The sequence below is a fragment of the Mesorhizobium sp. M0615 genome (genome assembly GCF_040320805.1).
Lineage (GTDB): Bacteria > Pseudomonadota > Alphaproteobacteria > Rhizobiales > Rhizobiaceae > Mesorhizobium.
On the sequence record NZ_JAMYQI010000028.1, the window covers coordinates 1 to 13492 of the forward strand.

Below are 13492 nucleotides of genomic sequence, written 5' to 3' on the forward strand. Positions count from 1 at the left end.
TTGAATACATCTGCAAAATCTGGACAAAAGAGCCCGAACGATTCAGGCTCGATCCAACCCATCAAACCTTGGGACTAAACATTTAGCTGCAGACAGTACCGGAACCGTGCACTTTCGACTGTGAGCGACGCGCCGTCTGCGATAGTCGGTTCGCAGTGCTCGGCATCCGGATAGTGAGTCGCTCTTCAGGTTCGCAAATTTCCAGGCGCGTTCTTTCCCCGCGGTACCTATGCCGTGTATGGGTCCTGGCAGGGCGGATAACGCACGCGGGCGGGTGCTGCCCTCTAAGTCGGGCGGCGGCCCCTGAGATGGCAGGGGATGAGGGCGCCGGATTCGAGTGCTGCCTGACGGCCCTTGGCGCTGGCGAGACGGCTCTCGGCCATCTCCATGCCGACGACCGCTGCAAGCTTCTGGCGCACCGGTCCCTCAAGCAGCGCTACCTCGTTCCGGTTAGCTTCCAGCAGTTCATGGCGGCGATCCGTGACCTTAGGTTCAGTGAAACCCGCGTCGCTGAGCGCCTGGAGGGCGTCGGCGGGATGCGTGAAGGCAAATTTCAGTTGCAGGTTCGAGAGCCAAGCAAGAACTACTGCGTTCTCGGCGGCGCCCTCGGACCAGAACCAATCCCCGGCAACGAACCAACCACCCGGCTTCAGCACACGCAGGAGCTCCGCATAGACCGCCGCTTTGTTGGCGATGTGTAACAGTGTATCTTTGGAGAAGACCACGTCGAAGCTGGCATTTGCAAACGGGAGTTCCCCCGGTGTGACCAGTTGAAAGGTGACGCGTTCGGCGAGCCCCTTCTTCGCCGCTAGATGACTGGCCGATTCGATCAGCTGCGGCTCGACATCGATGCCGACAACCGCGGCTGCGCCGTGCTGGACCACCAACAGCACGTCAACACCGCCAAGGCCTGAACCGATATCGAGCACGCGGCGGCCGCAAATGTCGATGCCCTCCAGCATCTGCTCGACCTCCTCCGGCCCGCCTGGCGAAAGAATGCCCTCTCCCCACACGAATTCGAGGGCATCAGTCAACTCTTTAGGATACTGCATCGTCCGCTCTCCAGTTGCCAGAAGAATAATTTGTCGTACGGCGGCTTTCCACAGCATCTTGGCAGTGGGTGACATGCATTAATTAATATCTCCGAAAATTAAACCTCGACAATCGTCCTTAATTGAGACTTGCGCTGGCGAAAAAACCCCATCAATCTGTGCGTTATTGAAAGACAGAGACATACGGGTCATTTTTGCTTTTGGAGTGAAGCGGCGTCAGAGGGATATTATTTGACGCCCAGTTGCACGACTGCTGCGAGAAGGGCGCAAAAGGGATTTCCCACGCTGATCTATATGAGACTCCATATCAGACATTGACGACGATTTTGCCAACGTGGCGCTTTTCCATGAAAGCCTGCTGCGCCTTTGCAAGGTCCGGCAGCGCATACTCTGCTGCAAGTAGAGGCCGTAGGAAGCCACGTTCAATCAGGTCGACCAATCGCCTTGCCGTCCCCGGGGGCACAATCGTCGCGCCGGTCAGTTGAAGGTCTTTGTAGATGAGTTGCCTGAGGTCAAAATCGACTATCGGTCCCGAGATGGCGCCAGAGGTCGAATATCGTCCACCTTGCCGCAAAGCACCGACGAGATGGTGGAAGGTACGGCCCCCGACTACGTCCAGTGCGACGTGGACTTCACCGTCAGCGGCCGCTCGGATTGCCTCGGACATTTCCGGCGTCTCTCGATCGACGACAGTGTCGGCGCCAAGCTCTCTCAAAGCGCTCGATTTGGACGGGGATGCAATAGCAATGATGCGCGCTCCACGCAGTCGGCATAACTGGATCGCAGCAGTTCCCACGCCACCCGAGGCGCCGGCGATTACAACGGTTTCTCCCGGCCGCAGGCCCGTGCGCGCCACCAGATTCTCGGCCGTGGCGTAGGCGCAAGGGTACGTTGCGAGCTCGGCGTCGGACAAATTGCAATCAATACGAAGCGCGTTTTGGGAATGTACAGTCGTGAACTCGGAGAATCCGCCGTTACATTCGGATCCGAAGTAGATGGTACTTGAAGTATTCATCCAGTCTGCCGAACCGAGAAGCCATGGATCCACAATGACCCTTTCGCCGATCCGACTGGAACTCACCCCATCGCCGACCGCGGCAATCCTGCCCGCCACGTCGGAACCTTGAATAAGTGGGAATCTTATCCCGGAGCCTCCCCAGCTGCCTGTGTCGAACTGCGCCTCGGCAAATCCGGCGCTTCCAGCAGCGGACGTAATGCCGTCAGTGACACTCTTGGAATACCAGGCCGTGCGCGTGTTGATGTCTGCGTTGTTCAGACCGCATGCGCCGACCTCGACGAGCACTTCCCCGGGACGCGGCGTCGGAACGGGCCAATCCTCACGGTACGCAAGCTTGTCCAGACCGCCGTGACCAGTCAGGATAACCGCGCGCATCAACTTCTTCTGGCTCATAATCGCTCCTCCAGGTGTGAGAATGTCGATGCGGCTCGCCTAGACTCCGATTTCCGGCGGCAACTCAATGCGACGGAGGCGGATTGGCATGGCAAAGCCGTTAATGGATGACTAGCGGCGGGATAGAGGCGATGGTGGTGGCTACCCAACTCGCCAGAGGGTGTCTGGTCGCGCCGTCCATTGTTCAAATGAGCATCCAGCGTGCAATCGCGGGCTGGTCATGCAGGCGCAGGCGGAAGCTCGAGTCTTTTCCGGGAATCGCAAAGGCTATCGCGATCACAACCGCGTCGTGAACATCTGCGCAGAGCTTAATGTGGAGCATTGCAGGGCCTCATTCATACGCGGAGACCTTCGTGGCTCTCGCTGGACTGCGGGACGATTAGCTTCTGATAGCGTTTCCTGCCGACGTGGAGGCTTGTCCATGAATCGTCGCCACAATTCTGCGAGCTTGAGAAACCGAAGGACCTACTGCAATTCTCGTGCCCGTCCGGCTCCATTCCCTGTTTTCCAGATTGAGTCAAAGTTTCGCAGCATCACTTCCGCGACACTGAAGGACTGCCGCCCCTGCCGCGAAATCAGGCGAGCATCCACGTCCGGATAGATAAAAAACGGTAGCGAGATCCGGTCAGTCGATCCACTATGCACGACTTGGTGAGGGGTGCTCTTGAATCGATCATCGCTCAACGCTTGAAGAATGTCGCCCAGATTGACAACGAGACTGTCGGGCAAGCTTGGCGCCGGCACCCAGCGACCCCGGAACCACACCTGCAAAGAGCGCGTGGAAAGTTCCTCCTGCAGCAGCAGCGTGAAAAACCCGTTGTCGGTATGCTTTCCGGCCGTGCCGCCAGTAGACGGATACCGGATCACGCGTTGCAGGACTGTCGGCGGGTTGAAATGGCGTTGGAACCAGCCATCTTCCATTCCGAGCAGGTCGGCCAGAGCCATTCCGAGCTGCGGCACAACCTTGTGGACCATGGTATCCTGCAAAGCAAGCAGGCTTCGTGCGAAACCAGGAGCCAACGCGTCATCCGGAAGGCGTGTGCGACCGGCAAACGGACGCCGGTCGCCTTCATTCTCGATCCCGAGGTCGAACATTTCCTTGGGATCGGGGCCAGCCTCGGGATGTAGCACCTCGCCGTGCAACGGACTATATCCACGGGCGGTAGCAGGGTACACGTCTTGTGCGGCGTGACCGAAACGTTCCTTTGTCGACTGTGGCAACGCGAAGAACCGCCGGGAAGCCTGGATCGCTTCTGCGATCTGTTCTTTCGGGATTCCGTGTTCAAGGTAGAAGAACCCGTACTCCTCACAGGCCAGGCGTAGGCGCTCGCGCTCTTCGTGTCGGGTTGCATCGGCTGCCAGTTTTGTTAGTGAGATTTGAGGTAGTGTGGTCATAGCTTCTGCTCCATTTCTGCGCGGGCCCTATCGGGCACCTTGAAAACCCAGTAATGCGCGCCCTCCTCCGCGATGTATTTGCCGTCGTTGAGACACTGTGTCGTCACAAGCACGCCCGCATCCTGCAGAATCCGCACCGCATCTTCAAAGGATGTGGTGTCGGCATAGCTCTTGCGGGTGCTTGCGATGATGAATCCGTTGGGGCGCGTGACGCGAGCCAGTTCGCGCAGTGCGTCCGGTCGGACGTGACCGACCGTGAAAACGCCGCAGCAGACCGTAATGTCGTAGGTGCCACTGGAGTAGTCGGAGAGCGGCCCGTTAAGGTCGACATTATCTCGGACATGGCGGTAGACGCGGGTTTTCCGGGCCTGTTCGGCCATCTCCTCGGAAAGGTCGAAACCGTCGAGCAACTCGAAGCCAAGGCGCTTCAACTGCACGCCGACGAGGCCCGTTCCGCAACCAGCGTCCAGGATTGCGACGGCAGTTCGCTCATTGGCTAAATACGCTGTCTGCACGGCACCCGCCAACTCCGCAACGACCATCGGCCCGCAGTATTCGTCGCGACCGACATCCACCTCGTAGGAACTGGCCCATCCGCGGTAGAAGCGGGCCAATCGATCGACGTCGCCGTCGAGGGCATGGGAATCCTTGATGCGTTTTCGTGCGGCTTGCTCCAATGCGGTCCTTTGCTCGAGTTTGTTCATCACAGTTCCTCCGTTAGGGGCAGATGAGATGCAGTATTCTCGTCAGCGGCGGCGCAATGGCACTGACTCGATCTACAGGCTGCTCGTTACTGTATTGCTGAGCATGGCTATCCGACCATGCGGAGGCGCCTACGCTCCAGGTGACAACGTCGTAAATCAGGGCATCGTTCAGGCCCATGCCGCGCCCAAGATCAAACGCCTCGTGAAGGATCAGGCGATTTACGTGGGTGAGCTCGCCGACCAACGAGTTGAGCAAACGTATCTGGACGTCACTAAGTGGGACGTCATCGAACGGAAACACATGCTTACGCTTCGGTTTGATCCGTCCGATGGGATCAGTGAGGAATTCTTGGTCTGGCGGATACGCTGCGTCGGAACCGTACTTGGATGGTGCGCGATAACCCGGCACTTGCAGTCGAACGCCGAAGACCACCTCCGCCAACTCGACGACTCGCAGATGGCTGTCGTATCGGTTGAACTTCCGTCCCGCCTGGCTATAGCGCTTTTCGACCGCGCGCCCGATCGGCAGTCCGACGCCGAGTTCGTCGGCCAACTGGACGGTCAAGCCCATATCCTTAACCGTGATCTCCAGAGTGCAAGAGCGATCGTAGCTGCCATCCAGGAGAAACGGGACGAACTGCTCGATTGCAACCGAGTTTGCGGACGAGGCGACAAAACTGCGCCACGCCTGCTGGGCTGGAACGCTCTCTTGCACGCCTTGGCAGAGCGCGTGGCCGCTCGCAACGGCTGCAGTGTAAAAGAGCAGGTTCGTCAGTAACTTGACCGATTGGCCCTGACCAATATCTCCGACGTGGAAGGAAACCGCCCCCATGGTTTCCAATGCCCCTTGGCAACGCCTATAGACGCCCAATGGCCCGCCGACAAAGAAGCTGACATTGGCAAAATCGACGCCCATGTGGGACAAGTTGCTCACCGGCGCTTCTAGCGAATGCACGCCAATTGCTGCCGCGATACGGGCGATCTCAAGAGTGTTGTGGTAGTCGGTGGTAGACGTGTCGATCCAAACGCTTCCCGACGGCATTCCCGCCAAAGCGCCTTGCTCGCCCGTCATGTTGTCCAAGACGTCATGTGGCAGGGGGAGACAGGTTATCAGAATGTCGCAATCTCGGGCCGCGTCGCGTGGTGTGTCATGCCACATGGCTCCCTTTTGCAGCACGTCTCTCCCAGCCGCAGGATCAATGTCGTAGACTTCTACGAGATATCCGGCTTCCAGGAGTTTCGCGATCATGGGTCGCCCCATGCTGCCCGTACCAATGAATCCGACCCGGTTGGTTTTGTCTAAACGAGCGACAGCCACGGCACTTTCTCCAGAACATCCCATATAAGTTTAGGCTTACTTTCGCAATAGCCAAGTCTTATACATGAGTCATCCTTGTTATCTCCAAGTTCACACTACTGATCCAAGCCACCATTAGCAAGTTACATCTATATTAATTTCATTTACTTACATGCGCTATTAACGAAATTAATAACGCAGACTTTGACAGATTTTTAAAACCAATATAAAATTGCAAAAACAAAAAGGTGGCGAAGCGCCCACAGCGACTAAGACCGAGCGAAATCACACGCCAGTCACTAGCATGGCGCCATTTCGTCGGCGGGCTCATAGTACCTCTCATGTCACCTGAAGACTGATACCGGCGCGCCAAGTGCGGCGAGGCTCGGCTCCACGCCAAGCCCCGGCGCCGTCGGCGGACTAGCAAAACCGACAACATTCCTTGCTCCCTGGCCATGAACGGGATCGACTGCAAGATGATGTTGGCAGAGCCAGCTGGCCAACCTGTTTGCGGCAGGCGTCGATGACGCGAGATGGACTGCCGCAGTATCTGCCAACGCCGAACCTCCAACATCTTCAATGTGCATCTGCCAACCTACAGAGAGACCGAAATCCCGGATCTGCCGAGCTCTGGTCAAACCGCCTACTCGGTTGGGCTTCACCTTAACGCCCGCAAAGGCATCCAAGCGCCAAGCCTGCAGGTGGTCCTCAAAAGTATGGAGGCACTCGTCTAGCATGATCGGCTGCCTTACCCGTCGAGCAACCTGAGCGCATTGCTGCAGCGTCTCGCAAGGCTGCTCGATCCAACCCCGCACGGAGACGTTGTTCAACACCTGGATTGCCACCCCCGGCAACCAAGCCCGGTTCACGTCATACGTAACCTTCTCGTCCGGTTTGAGTGCTAGCTCAATCGCTTCAATACGTGCGATATCCGTGATCGGGTCGCTACCTCCCACTTTGGCGGAGTGTGTACGATAGCCCTCCGAATATTCACCTCTTATGAGTGCGATCATCTCGTCGGTTGTTCCGGTGGAAATCGAAGAGTTAACCGCGACCGGATCTGCCACAGTACCCCCGAGCAATCGCCATAGCGGCATGCCCGTGACTTTTCCCAAGATGTCCCAGCAGGCCACATCAATGGCTGACTTCACGTAAAGATGACCGGGAAGCGCTATATCCATGGTCCGATTGATCGCATCAAGCGATCTCGGGTCCTGTCCCAGCAGTTTGTGCGCTAGTGTGGCTATGCCCGCCCTCACCCCTGGACCGTGGGCGGGTAGATAATTGTTACCCCAAGGGCAGCCTTCCCCCCAACCAGATACTCCGGCATCGGTATCAACTCGAACAAAGGTGCTGTCGAGTGACTCGAACTTCAGGCGGCCACCTGACAGCAGGTACGGCCTTCTGAGCGGCAGATCGAGTTGCCATGTCGTGACAGCGATGATCTTCACAGTACTGCACCCCTTCGATCTAGATTCTTTTCTCGTTAACCCCCGTGCAGACTAGCTCGTGCTCCGATAGCCAGAATTTCCGCTTCGCTCAATCTTCAACCAAGTCCTTCGTATCGCGCTTGGATATTATTCAGAGCGGCTTTGAGGCCTTTCTCAATCGTCATCTTAGTAAATTCTAGGTACTCAGGAACCGGCTGGACCCCTAAAATTGCAACCAGCTCGAGGTAATAGTCTGTGGCGCTCTTGAGCCCTTGCATCTCATAAACGCGATTAAGATACATCTTGTGCATCCGTTGAATTTCGCGCGGCATTCGAGCCATGAGCGTTGCCTTCCGGCAAGTGGCTTCATGAAGTTCCTCAGGGGCCACAACCTCGGTTGCTAGACCTAGTTCCTTGGCCTCGCTGCCGGAAACCTCACGGCCAGTCAGCAATAGATCCTTCGCTACTTTCATGTTCACGAGCCACGGCATAAACATGCAATGGCTGGCGATCCCGTAGCGAACCTGGCCGTAGCCCATTCGAGTGTCCGAGGTGACAATGGATTCATCACAAAACAGTGAAAGCTCAAACCCTTTTCCGATGGCGTACTTATGAACGGACGCTATGACCGGCTTGCTAATAACCCATGGCGTGGTGAACTCCTCAAACTGGCGAATATATTTGAGGCGATATTCGTATATGGACGAGCGATCTTCGGACGTGTCCTCTTCGAGATCATGCCCTGCGCAGAATCCGCGGCCAGCACCGCGGATCACGATTACGTTCACATTATTATCATGATCAGCGCGAAGTAGCCCCGCCCTAAGTTCAGCGAGCAGGCGCTCATTCATAGCGTTGATTGTATCAGGCCGGTTCAGCGTCAGCCAACAGACCTGTTCCGTGTCGACCTCGTAAATGAGATGCTTGTACTCCGTGGTCTCAGGTGCGATCTTGTCCATCATTTCTTCCGTAAAATTGGATTGGTATTTGCCGCGACCCAGACTGGCTGCCGAATCTCCGTGGAGGAGTGATGTTCATGCCGATAGAGCTGTTCCATTCTTGCGCGTCCGGTCTTTTCGCCGGGAAGCCTCAGAGGGCCTCGATCCGGGGTAAATCCACGGACCGGTTATTGCCTGGCGCGTTTTGCTTGCCGCCAGCGCGAAAGAAGAGGGTGGGCCGATCTCACCACCGATGAAACGCAGATCGGCCTTAGTCTCGGTGTTGGAACGCATCACGCGACAGTTCGCGAAGCGTGATTGGGAATTCGTGTCGGGACGATCGAAAATAACGGTCAGAGAGTCGCGGTCGCTCTCGAACTGAATTCCACAGAACTGCACCGAAGTCCCGGCCGACTGGGTAGCGGGCAGGTAGGGGCTCGCCTGCGTTCTACATCTTTGCTTTCGTTGGGTATTAAGCGCTAAACGAAAATCGAATGTGGTCATCTGGGATATCTGAAGAGCGATGTCGATTGGTAAAACAGGCACAACATTCTCCCTCGTTCGGGAATGATCATTTGTGGCCAGATGCTCGGCGAGCCTAATTACGGGATCATTTTACCTCAGTCTGTGATGGAGCGCTTTTGCGGATAGCGCTGCATGTGTCGTGCCAGATGAGACAATCATTTCAGAACAACGAGATAACTCTTATGGAGCTGAATCTCAGTTCCGACATTGTCGAGGATCCGACACGACCGATCCGCCCATTAGCGTCTAATCGATGATCTGTGCGAGGCTCGGAGGACGGCAGCGCTGCGGCAGCTGCCTTTGGCTCCGTTCCGATCGGTCCTAAAGCTCGAGCGACGGATCAGCCGGGAGGGCATGGTCAGCGTCGGCGGCAATTTCTACAGCGTGCCTGATGCCACCGGCGCCGTGTCGTCGAGGTACACACGCTGGCCGAAGGTGCGCATCTTCGAGGACGGCGCACTGATTGCCACCCATCCCGTTCTCGAAGGCCGGCACCAGCCTCGTGAAGCCGGGTCACCGCAACATCTACGTCCACAAGCGCCGACAAAGACTGAGGAACGACGAGGTCATTCTTCATGGCCCGGGGGACAGGGTCGCTCAGCGCCCGTTGGCCTTCTACGACGCCGTTGCCCGGGTGATGGCGCCTGACCGAAGTGATGCCACCTCAAAGCGCTGTCCACAGAGTGCGTGTCGACGGTCAACCACCGTGACATGAGACACCAACCGATCAACAAGACGGGTATCCTGCGCTGCTTGGGTCGCCGAAGACGGTGGGGCATTCGCCGATGCCAGATCGGTGGTGATGATGACGCGCATCGGCTTCTTGTGCCGGCTTGCTTTGCTCGTTGCCGACAAGATCGGCTACCTGCCTGTCATCCACGGTGGCGGCAATCTGTTCTTCCAACGCCTTCGCCGGATGGGGCGAGGTCTTCGGCGATCCTGTCGTCGCAACCGAGGTTGTCGTCGCTTAAAGCTGAGAATGGCTGATTAGCCATGCTGAGGCTGCACCGTCAAAGACGCTGATTGTGCGACCTAACTTCATCCTCGATCTCGTCGACCAACGAAGCGATCTGCGTTTCCTCAACAATCTCCGGTGCGAAAGGAGAACCCCGTAGGATCTCAAGCGCGCTCTTATACGCAGAGATGAGCTGACGGTTCTCTGGCGCACCCACAATGAAATGCAGCTTCAATGGCTCTTGCACGCCATCTGCAACAGCAGCAAGATGACCACGCCAGCGACGGACCTTGTCCTTAATCCCCTCAGCATCGGCCAAGTCTAACGACAACGGCTCATAGGCATGCCAACTGCCGTTTTTCCATGCGTGCTTGAACTCGATACTATCCGCTTTGCTCGATAACACCTTTTTTTCCAGTTCCACGTTCAGATTCCTCTGAGCGAGCATGGTACGGACGGGCCGCCAGATATCCTCATCAGTCTTCCTGGCTTTCACGGTCACATCGTAGCGTCCGACAAATCGCTCAAAGAGACGCTCGAAGGTCTTCGATGGATCGTTGGTCACGCCGGAACTGACAGGTGACCACTGTAGGGAACTGTCATCGTTCGGTACGATTGACCTAGCGTAGACGTCCAATCTGCGATCTTCCCTGAACAGGCCCTCCTTGGGCAGCATCTTGGAAGCGCCACGCATACCCCGCTCGACACTCCTCATAGCAGTCACGAAGGCCTCACGATCGAGATCCGGGAACACGCTCTTGATACGGCCGATAGTCTTCCGCGTGCGCCACCTTAGGATGCCCTCGCGTGGGACAAGCAAGATCACGCCAACGTTCACGAACTCACCGGTTACGATGTCGTGGACATAACGCAGGACGATGAAGCTGTAGGGATGGCGATCGCTCATTTCAGTATCCTCCGCACTTCATCCAAACACCCGTCGATGTTGTCTCGTGCATCTCGAATCAGCTTAAGCGCTGCGTCAACGGCGGCCTCCGAGCCAGCCCACTCGTCAGGAACTGCGGTCTGATAGCTCGCAATCACCTCATCTGACAAGTTAACCCAGCGATCCTTGATGAGATCATAATCAACGTCCCGCCCCTTCAATCCCCCAACGAAGATATGGGCTCCTGGCGCTCCGACCCAACTCAGGCCACCTAGTGTCCATGGTGGTTTCCAGAACAGGAGTTGCTCAGTCATGAAAGCCAGCTCGTGATCGAATATCCGCAGATTGTCGCCCTTCACCAAGCAGTTGGGATTCCCGTCGCGTCGATCCGGATTCTGAATGATCGCATCGAGGACCAGAGTACCAGTTGCGTCGGGCATCATTGTGTCAGTAATCAAATTGCCTTTCGCCCATGCTGCAAACTGGTTGGGGACACGTAGCGATCCGAATCCGACAGGCGAGCTCGCGCCAAGCTTCTGGCGAACAGTTTCATCTGAAACAGACTCTATGAACTCAGGGGGCAGCCGAACCCAATAGGGATGGGGAACAGGCAATCCGAGGTGCGCAGCCAGGCAGGCACCGATGCTCTCCCGAGACAAGCTCGACACCCCGGCATCGCAACCGCTGGACAGCTTGCAGAAAACCTCGACGGTCTCTCCTGCCGCATCCTCGCACATCAGAAGGATGGGAGCGGTACGACCCTGAGAAGCCGGGCGCAGAAACTCTGTAGCAGTTACGCTCTCCAGCAATTTATCCCCCCAAGCAAGGACGGCACTGTTGGCCATCCCTCACCCTCAAAACATTTTTTTCAGTTACACCAACTCCGCAGCCTGCGCATACGTCGAAACAAGCGATGTTATCGTCGCGCTCGGCTCCACCGCGTCGTGCGGGATGAGCACATACGTCCATAGCTTTCCGCCCGTATCCTTGGCGTGGTCGTTCGCATGATGAACCCATTTCCGGGCAGCCTTGGCCTTCGCCTGAACTACCGGATCGCTCATCTCATTTTTTGCCGTCTCGACGACGAAGTCGGGCTCGTATGACTGCCCGGCGGCATATTCGATCCGGAACTGGCCGATGCCAGGTTTCATCCAACGCATGACTCCGGCTTCGCTGCCTGCTTCCATAATGACTGCGAACTCTCGTTCGGTGTCGGAATCGATTTTCTGGTACGGGTAGCAACATTTCGTAAAGCCTTGGCTCAACGGGTTCACAGGCGTTCGGAAATCCCGAACGAATGCCTCGCTCGGCACCTTGAACGCTTGCGGCTTCAGCATGACGAAGCGTCGGGAGACGCTCGCCCGGTAATCGGTCGTCTCCCAATATTGGTTCTGCATCTGCCCGAAATGAACGAGCCTTGCCGTGGACGCTCAGCACGTTCTCCATGTCTTCCGGCGTGGCAGATACGACTCCAACCGCTTCACCATCTGTCCAGACAGCTTGAAGAGGAGTTCGCTCTGGGTTTGTGGCCCACCTGCGGCAATCCATGAGGTGCCGGACAAGGTAATTCTTCAGCCGCTCTTCCTTCACGCCCTTGGTTGTGCGCGCAAGAAGGCGCGGGACTCGTCGCGAAGCCGCTGCACCCTCCGATCAAGATAGCTCCCTCGCCACATGACGCGTCTAGCACGCTCCTGGAACAGGACGAGGCTATGTCCATTCAGCCAATCATCTGACTGTGCAGTTTTTCGACTTATTCGTGCACTAAGAACACGCCAACTTCGAAGAACACGCTGTGGTTGTCGACCTGTAAATTCGTTCGAATTTTTTCGAATGGAAAAATCCTTCGAAAATGCTGAACGCCATCGGCCAGCGTTCCGGACGCACGGCGTGCCTCATCTAGCAGAACGAACTTCAACTCGAAGACTTCGTCACTGCGGCCAGCGGGGATGAGCTTGCCCCTGCGGCGATGAAGACCCGGGACTTGCACAGACTATTTAGGCCAACCTTTCGCTCGCCGAAACCACCAAGTTGACATCTGCAAATTATCCCCCTGAGCAAGCTGTCGAACTCATCATGCGCTCTCTAAAGCATCGAACGGCGCATTTGCCTCGGCCAACGCCGCTTTCAGGCCCTTCGTCTGTGTTGTGTCACTGAAGCGTTGGTATTCAGGTACTGGCTGCGTACCAAGCATGGCAAGGACTTCGAGGTAATCCTTGTTCGCCTTCCAAAAGCCCATCGTCTCGTAAACACGATTAAGGTAGCTTTTGTGCATCTTTTGCATGTCGCGCGGCATAAGAGCCATGCGTCTCGCAACCTTTGTTGTGACGGCATCAAGCTCTTCGCTTTTGCAGACGCGTGTAATCAAACCACGAGCTTTGGCCTCGGAAGCTGAAACATCGAGACCCAATAACATCATTTCCTTTGCGGACTTTGTGCCGGTAACCCAAGGCATCATAAGCGTGATTGCGGGAATCCCGTACCGCGACTCCCCGAGGCCCATCTTTATCTCTTCCGATGCAATTGTGATGTCGGCCATCATAGCCATCTCGAAGCCCTTACCGATACAGTAGCCATGAGCTGACACAATGACTGGGGTAGTTATTTTCCAGATTGTGGTGAACTCTTCGAATTCTGCCCTGTAATGCTCGTAGTACGCGTATATCTCACGTGGCTCACTTGCGTCTTGCTTCAGATCATGCCCCGAGCAGAACGCACGTCCTGCACCTTTCATGACGATGACATTTACCGCCGGATTTCTATCCGCTGCATGGAGTGCGTTGGAAATTTCCGTACACAGTCTGGAATTCACTGCGTTCAGAACCTCAGGCCTGTTCAAGGTGATTGTGCAGATTTTATCTTGCACGTCGTAAAGCAGGTGATCGTAGTCCATTTTCTTCCC

The 13492-nt window shown here is 56.4% G+C and carries 14 protein-coding genes and 1 pseudogene; 2 read left to right on the forward strand and 13 right to left on the reverse strand.

Going from position 1 to position 13492, the window contains the following annotated elements; genetic code table 11:
• Positions 1 to 284 precede the first annotated feature (284 nt).
• The 9 genes from NKI46_RS29660 to NKI46_RS29700 form a co-directional block, all read right to left on the reverse strand.
• Positions 285 to 1127 (reverse strand): class I SAM-dependent methyltransferase, encoded by an 843-nt coding sequence (locus NKI46_RS29660; protein WP_352749382.1) that lies wholly within the window; start codon positions 1125 to 1127, stop codon positions 285 to 287.
• A gap of 232 nt (positions 1128 to 1359) precedes the next feature.
• Positions 1360 to 2463 (reverse strand): alcohol dehydrogenase family protein, encoded by a 1104-nt coding sequence (locus tag NKI46_RS29665; RefSeq protein WP_352749385.1) that lies wholly within the window; start codon positions 2461 to 2463, stop codon positions 1360 to 1362.
• A gap of 184 nt (positions 2464 to 2647) precedes the next feature.
• Positions 2648 to 2785, reverse strand: coding sequence for a hypothetical protein (locus NKI46_RS29670; RefSeq protein ID WP_352749387.1), 138 nt, complete (start codon positions 2783 to 2785; stop codon positions 2648 to 2650).
• A gap of 143 nt (positions 2786 to 2928) precedes the next feature.
• Entirely contained in the window at positions 2929 to 3858 is a 930-nt protein-coding gene (locus NKI46_RS29675; RefSeq protein ID WP_352749390.1) for an isopenicillin N synthase family dioxygenase, read from the reverse strand.
• The gene (locus tag NKI46_RS29680; protein ID WP_352749392.1) at positions 3855 to 4562 is read right to left on the reverse strand and encodes a class I SAM-dependent DNA methyltransferase; all 708 of its coding nucleotides are present in this window, start codon (positions 4560 to 4562) and stop codon (positions 3855 to 3857) included. Before NKI46_RS29680 ends, NKI46_RS29675 begins: the two co-directional genes overlap by 4 nt.
• Positions 4563 to 4575: 13 nt before the next feature.
• On the reverse strand, positions 4576 to 5904 hold the full coding sequence (locus NKI46_RS29685) for an NAD(P)-dependent oxidoreductase (protein ID WP_352749394.1): 1329 nt from the start codon (positions 5902 to 5904) through the stop codon (positions 4576 to 4578).
• A gap of 299 nt (positions 5905 to 6203) precedes the next feature.
• Positions 6204 to 7310 carry a mandelate racemase/muconate lactonizing enzyme family protein gene (locus NKI46_RS29690; protein ID WP_352749397.1) on the reverse strand — a complete coding sequence of 369 codons (1107 nt, stop codon included), beginning with the start codon at positions 7308 to 7310 and terminating at the stop codon, positions 6204 to 6206.
• Positions 7311 to 7405: 95 nt separating this feature from the next.
• Positions 7406 to 8248: an enoyl-CoA hydratase/isomerase family protein gene (locus NKI46_RS29695; RefSeq protein WP_352749398.1), complete on the reverse strand. Its 843-nt coding sequence runs from the start codon at positions 8246 to 8248 to the stop codon at positions 7406 to 7408.
• 75 nt (positions 8249 to 8323) lie between these two features.
• Complete coding sequence (locus NKI46_RS29700; RefSeq protein WP_352749401.1) at positions 8324 to 8731, reverse strand: hypothetical protein; 408 nt, start codon at positions 8729 to 8731, stop codon at positions 8324 to 8326.
• A 375-nt stretch (positions 8732 to 9106) separates the two neighbouring features.
• Between NKI46_RS29700 and NKI46_RS30995 the strand changes: the two genes are divergently transcribed.
• Positions 9107 to 9400 carry a Mu transposase domain-containing protein gene (locus NKI46_RS30995; protein WP_502896850.1) on the forward strand — a complete coding sequence of 98 codons (294 nt, stop codon included), beginning with the start codon at positions 9107 to 9109 and terminating at the stop codon, positions 9398 to 9400.
• Positions 9401 to 9554: 154 nt separating this feature from the next.
• Positions 9555 to 9714, forward strand: a pseudogene (locus NKI46_RS29705) (AAA family ATPase); the annotation flags it as partial.
• Positions 9715 to 9762: 48 nt separating this feature from the next.
• Here NKI46_RS29705 and NKI46_RS29710 read toward each other — a convergent pair.
• The 4 genes from NKI46_RS29710 to NKI46_RS29725 form a co-directional block, all read right to left on the reverse strand.
• A complete protein-coding gene (locus tag NKI46_RS29710) occupies positions 9763 to 10614 on the reverse strand; it encodes a DUF3037 domain-containing protein (RefSeq protein WP_352749403.1) in 852 nt (283 codons plus the stop codon).
• A complete protein-coding gene (locus NKI46_RS29715; RefSeq protein ID WP_352749405.1) occupies positions 10611 to 11438 on the reverse strand; it encodes a HipA family kinase in 828 nt (275 codons plus the stop codon). Before NKI46_RS29715 ends, NKI46_RS29710 begins: the two co-directional genes overlap by 4 nt.
• 27 nt (positions 11439 to 11465) lie before the next feature.
• Entirely contained in the window at positions 11466 to 11990 is a 525-nt protein-coding gene (locus tag NKI46_RS29720; protein WP_352749408.1) for a hypothetical protein, read from the reverse strand.
• A 674-nt stretch (positions 11991 to 12664) separates the two neighbouring features.
• Positions 12665 to 13483: an enoyl-CoA hydratase/isomerase family protein gene (locus tag NKI46_RS29725; protein WP_352749411.1), complete on the reverse strand. Its 819-nt coding sequence runs from the start codon at positions 13481 to 13483 to the stop codon at positions 12665 to 12667.
• Between the last annotated feature and the right edge of the window lie 9 nt (positions 13484 to 13492).

Bases quoted from the DNA above. Each gene is read 5' to 3' on its own strand.
- NKI46_RS29660 (WP_352749382.1), bottom strand. From the start codon at position 1,127: ATGTCACCCACTGCCAAGATGCTGTGGAAAGCCGCCGTACGACAAATT.
- NKI46_RS29665 (WP_352749385.1), bottom strand. From the start codon at position 2,463: ATGAGCCAGAAGAAGTTGATGCGCGCGGTTATCCTGACTGGTCACGGC.
- NKI46_RS29670 (WP_352749387.1), bottom strand. From the start codon at position 2,785: ATGCTCCACATTAAGCTCTGCGCAGATGTTCACGACGCGGTTGTGATC.
- NKI46_RS29675 (WP_352749390.1), bottom strand. From the start codon at position 3,858: ATGACCACACTACCTCAAATCTCACTAACAAAACTGGCAGCCGATGCA.
- NKI46_RS29680 (WP_352749392.1), bottom strand. From the start codon at position 4,562: ATGAACAAACTCGAGCAAAGGACCGCATTGGAGCAAGCCGCACGAAAA.
- NKI46_RS29685 (WP_352749394.1), bottom strand. From the start codon at position 5,904: ATGGGATGTTCTGGAGAAAGTGCCGTGGCTGTCGCTCGTTTAGACAAA.
- NKI46_RS29695 (WP_352749398.1), bottom strand. From the start codon at position 8,248: ATGGACAAGATCGCACCTGAGACCACGGAGTACAAGCATCTCATTTAC.
- NKI46_RS29700 (WP_352749401.1), bottom strand. From the start codon at position 8,731: ATGACCACATTCGATTTTCGTTTAGCGCTTAATACCCAACGAAAGCAA.
- NKI46_RS30995 (WP_502896850.1), top strand. From the start codon at position 9,107: ATGGTCAGCGTCGGCGGCAATTTCTACAGCGTGCCTGATGCCACCGGC.
- NKI46_RS29710 (WP_352749403.1), bottom strand. From the start codon at position 10,614: ATGAGCGATCGCCATCCCTACAGCTTCATCGTCCTGCGTTATGTCCAC.
- NKI46_RS29715 (WP_352749405.1), bottom strand. From the start codon at position 11,438: ATGGCCAACAGTGCCGTCCTTGCTTGGGGGGATAAATTGCTGGAGAGC.
- NKI46_RS29720 (WP_352749408.1), bottom strand. From the start codon at position 11,990: ATGCAGAACCAATATTGGGAGACGACCGATTACCGGGCGAGCGTCTCC.
- NKI46_RS29725 (WP_352749411.1), bottom strand. From the start codon at position 13,483: ATGGACTACGATCACCTGCTTTACGACGTGCAAGATAAAATCTGCACA.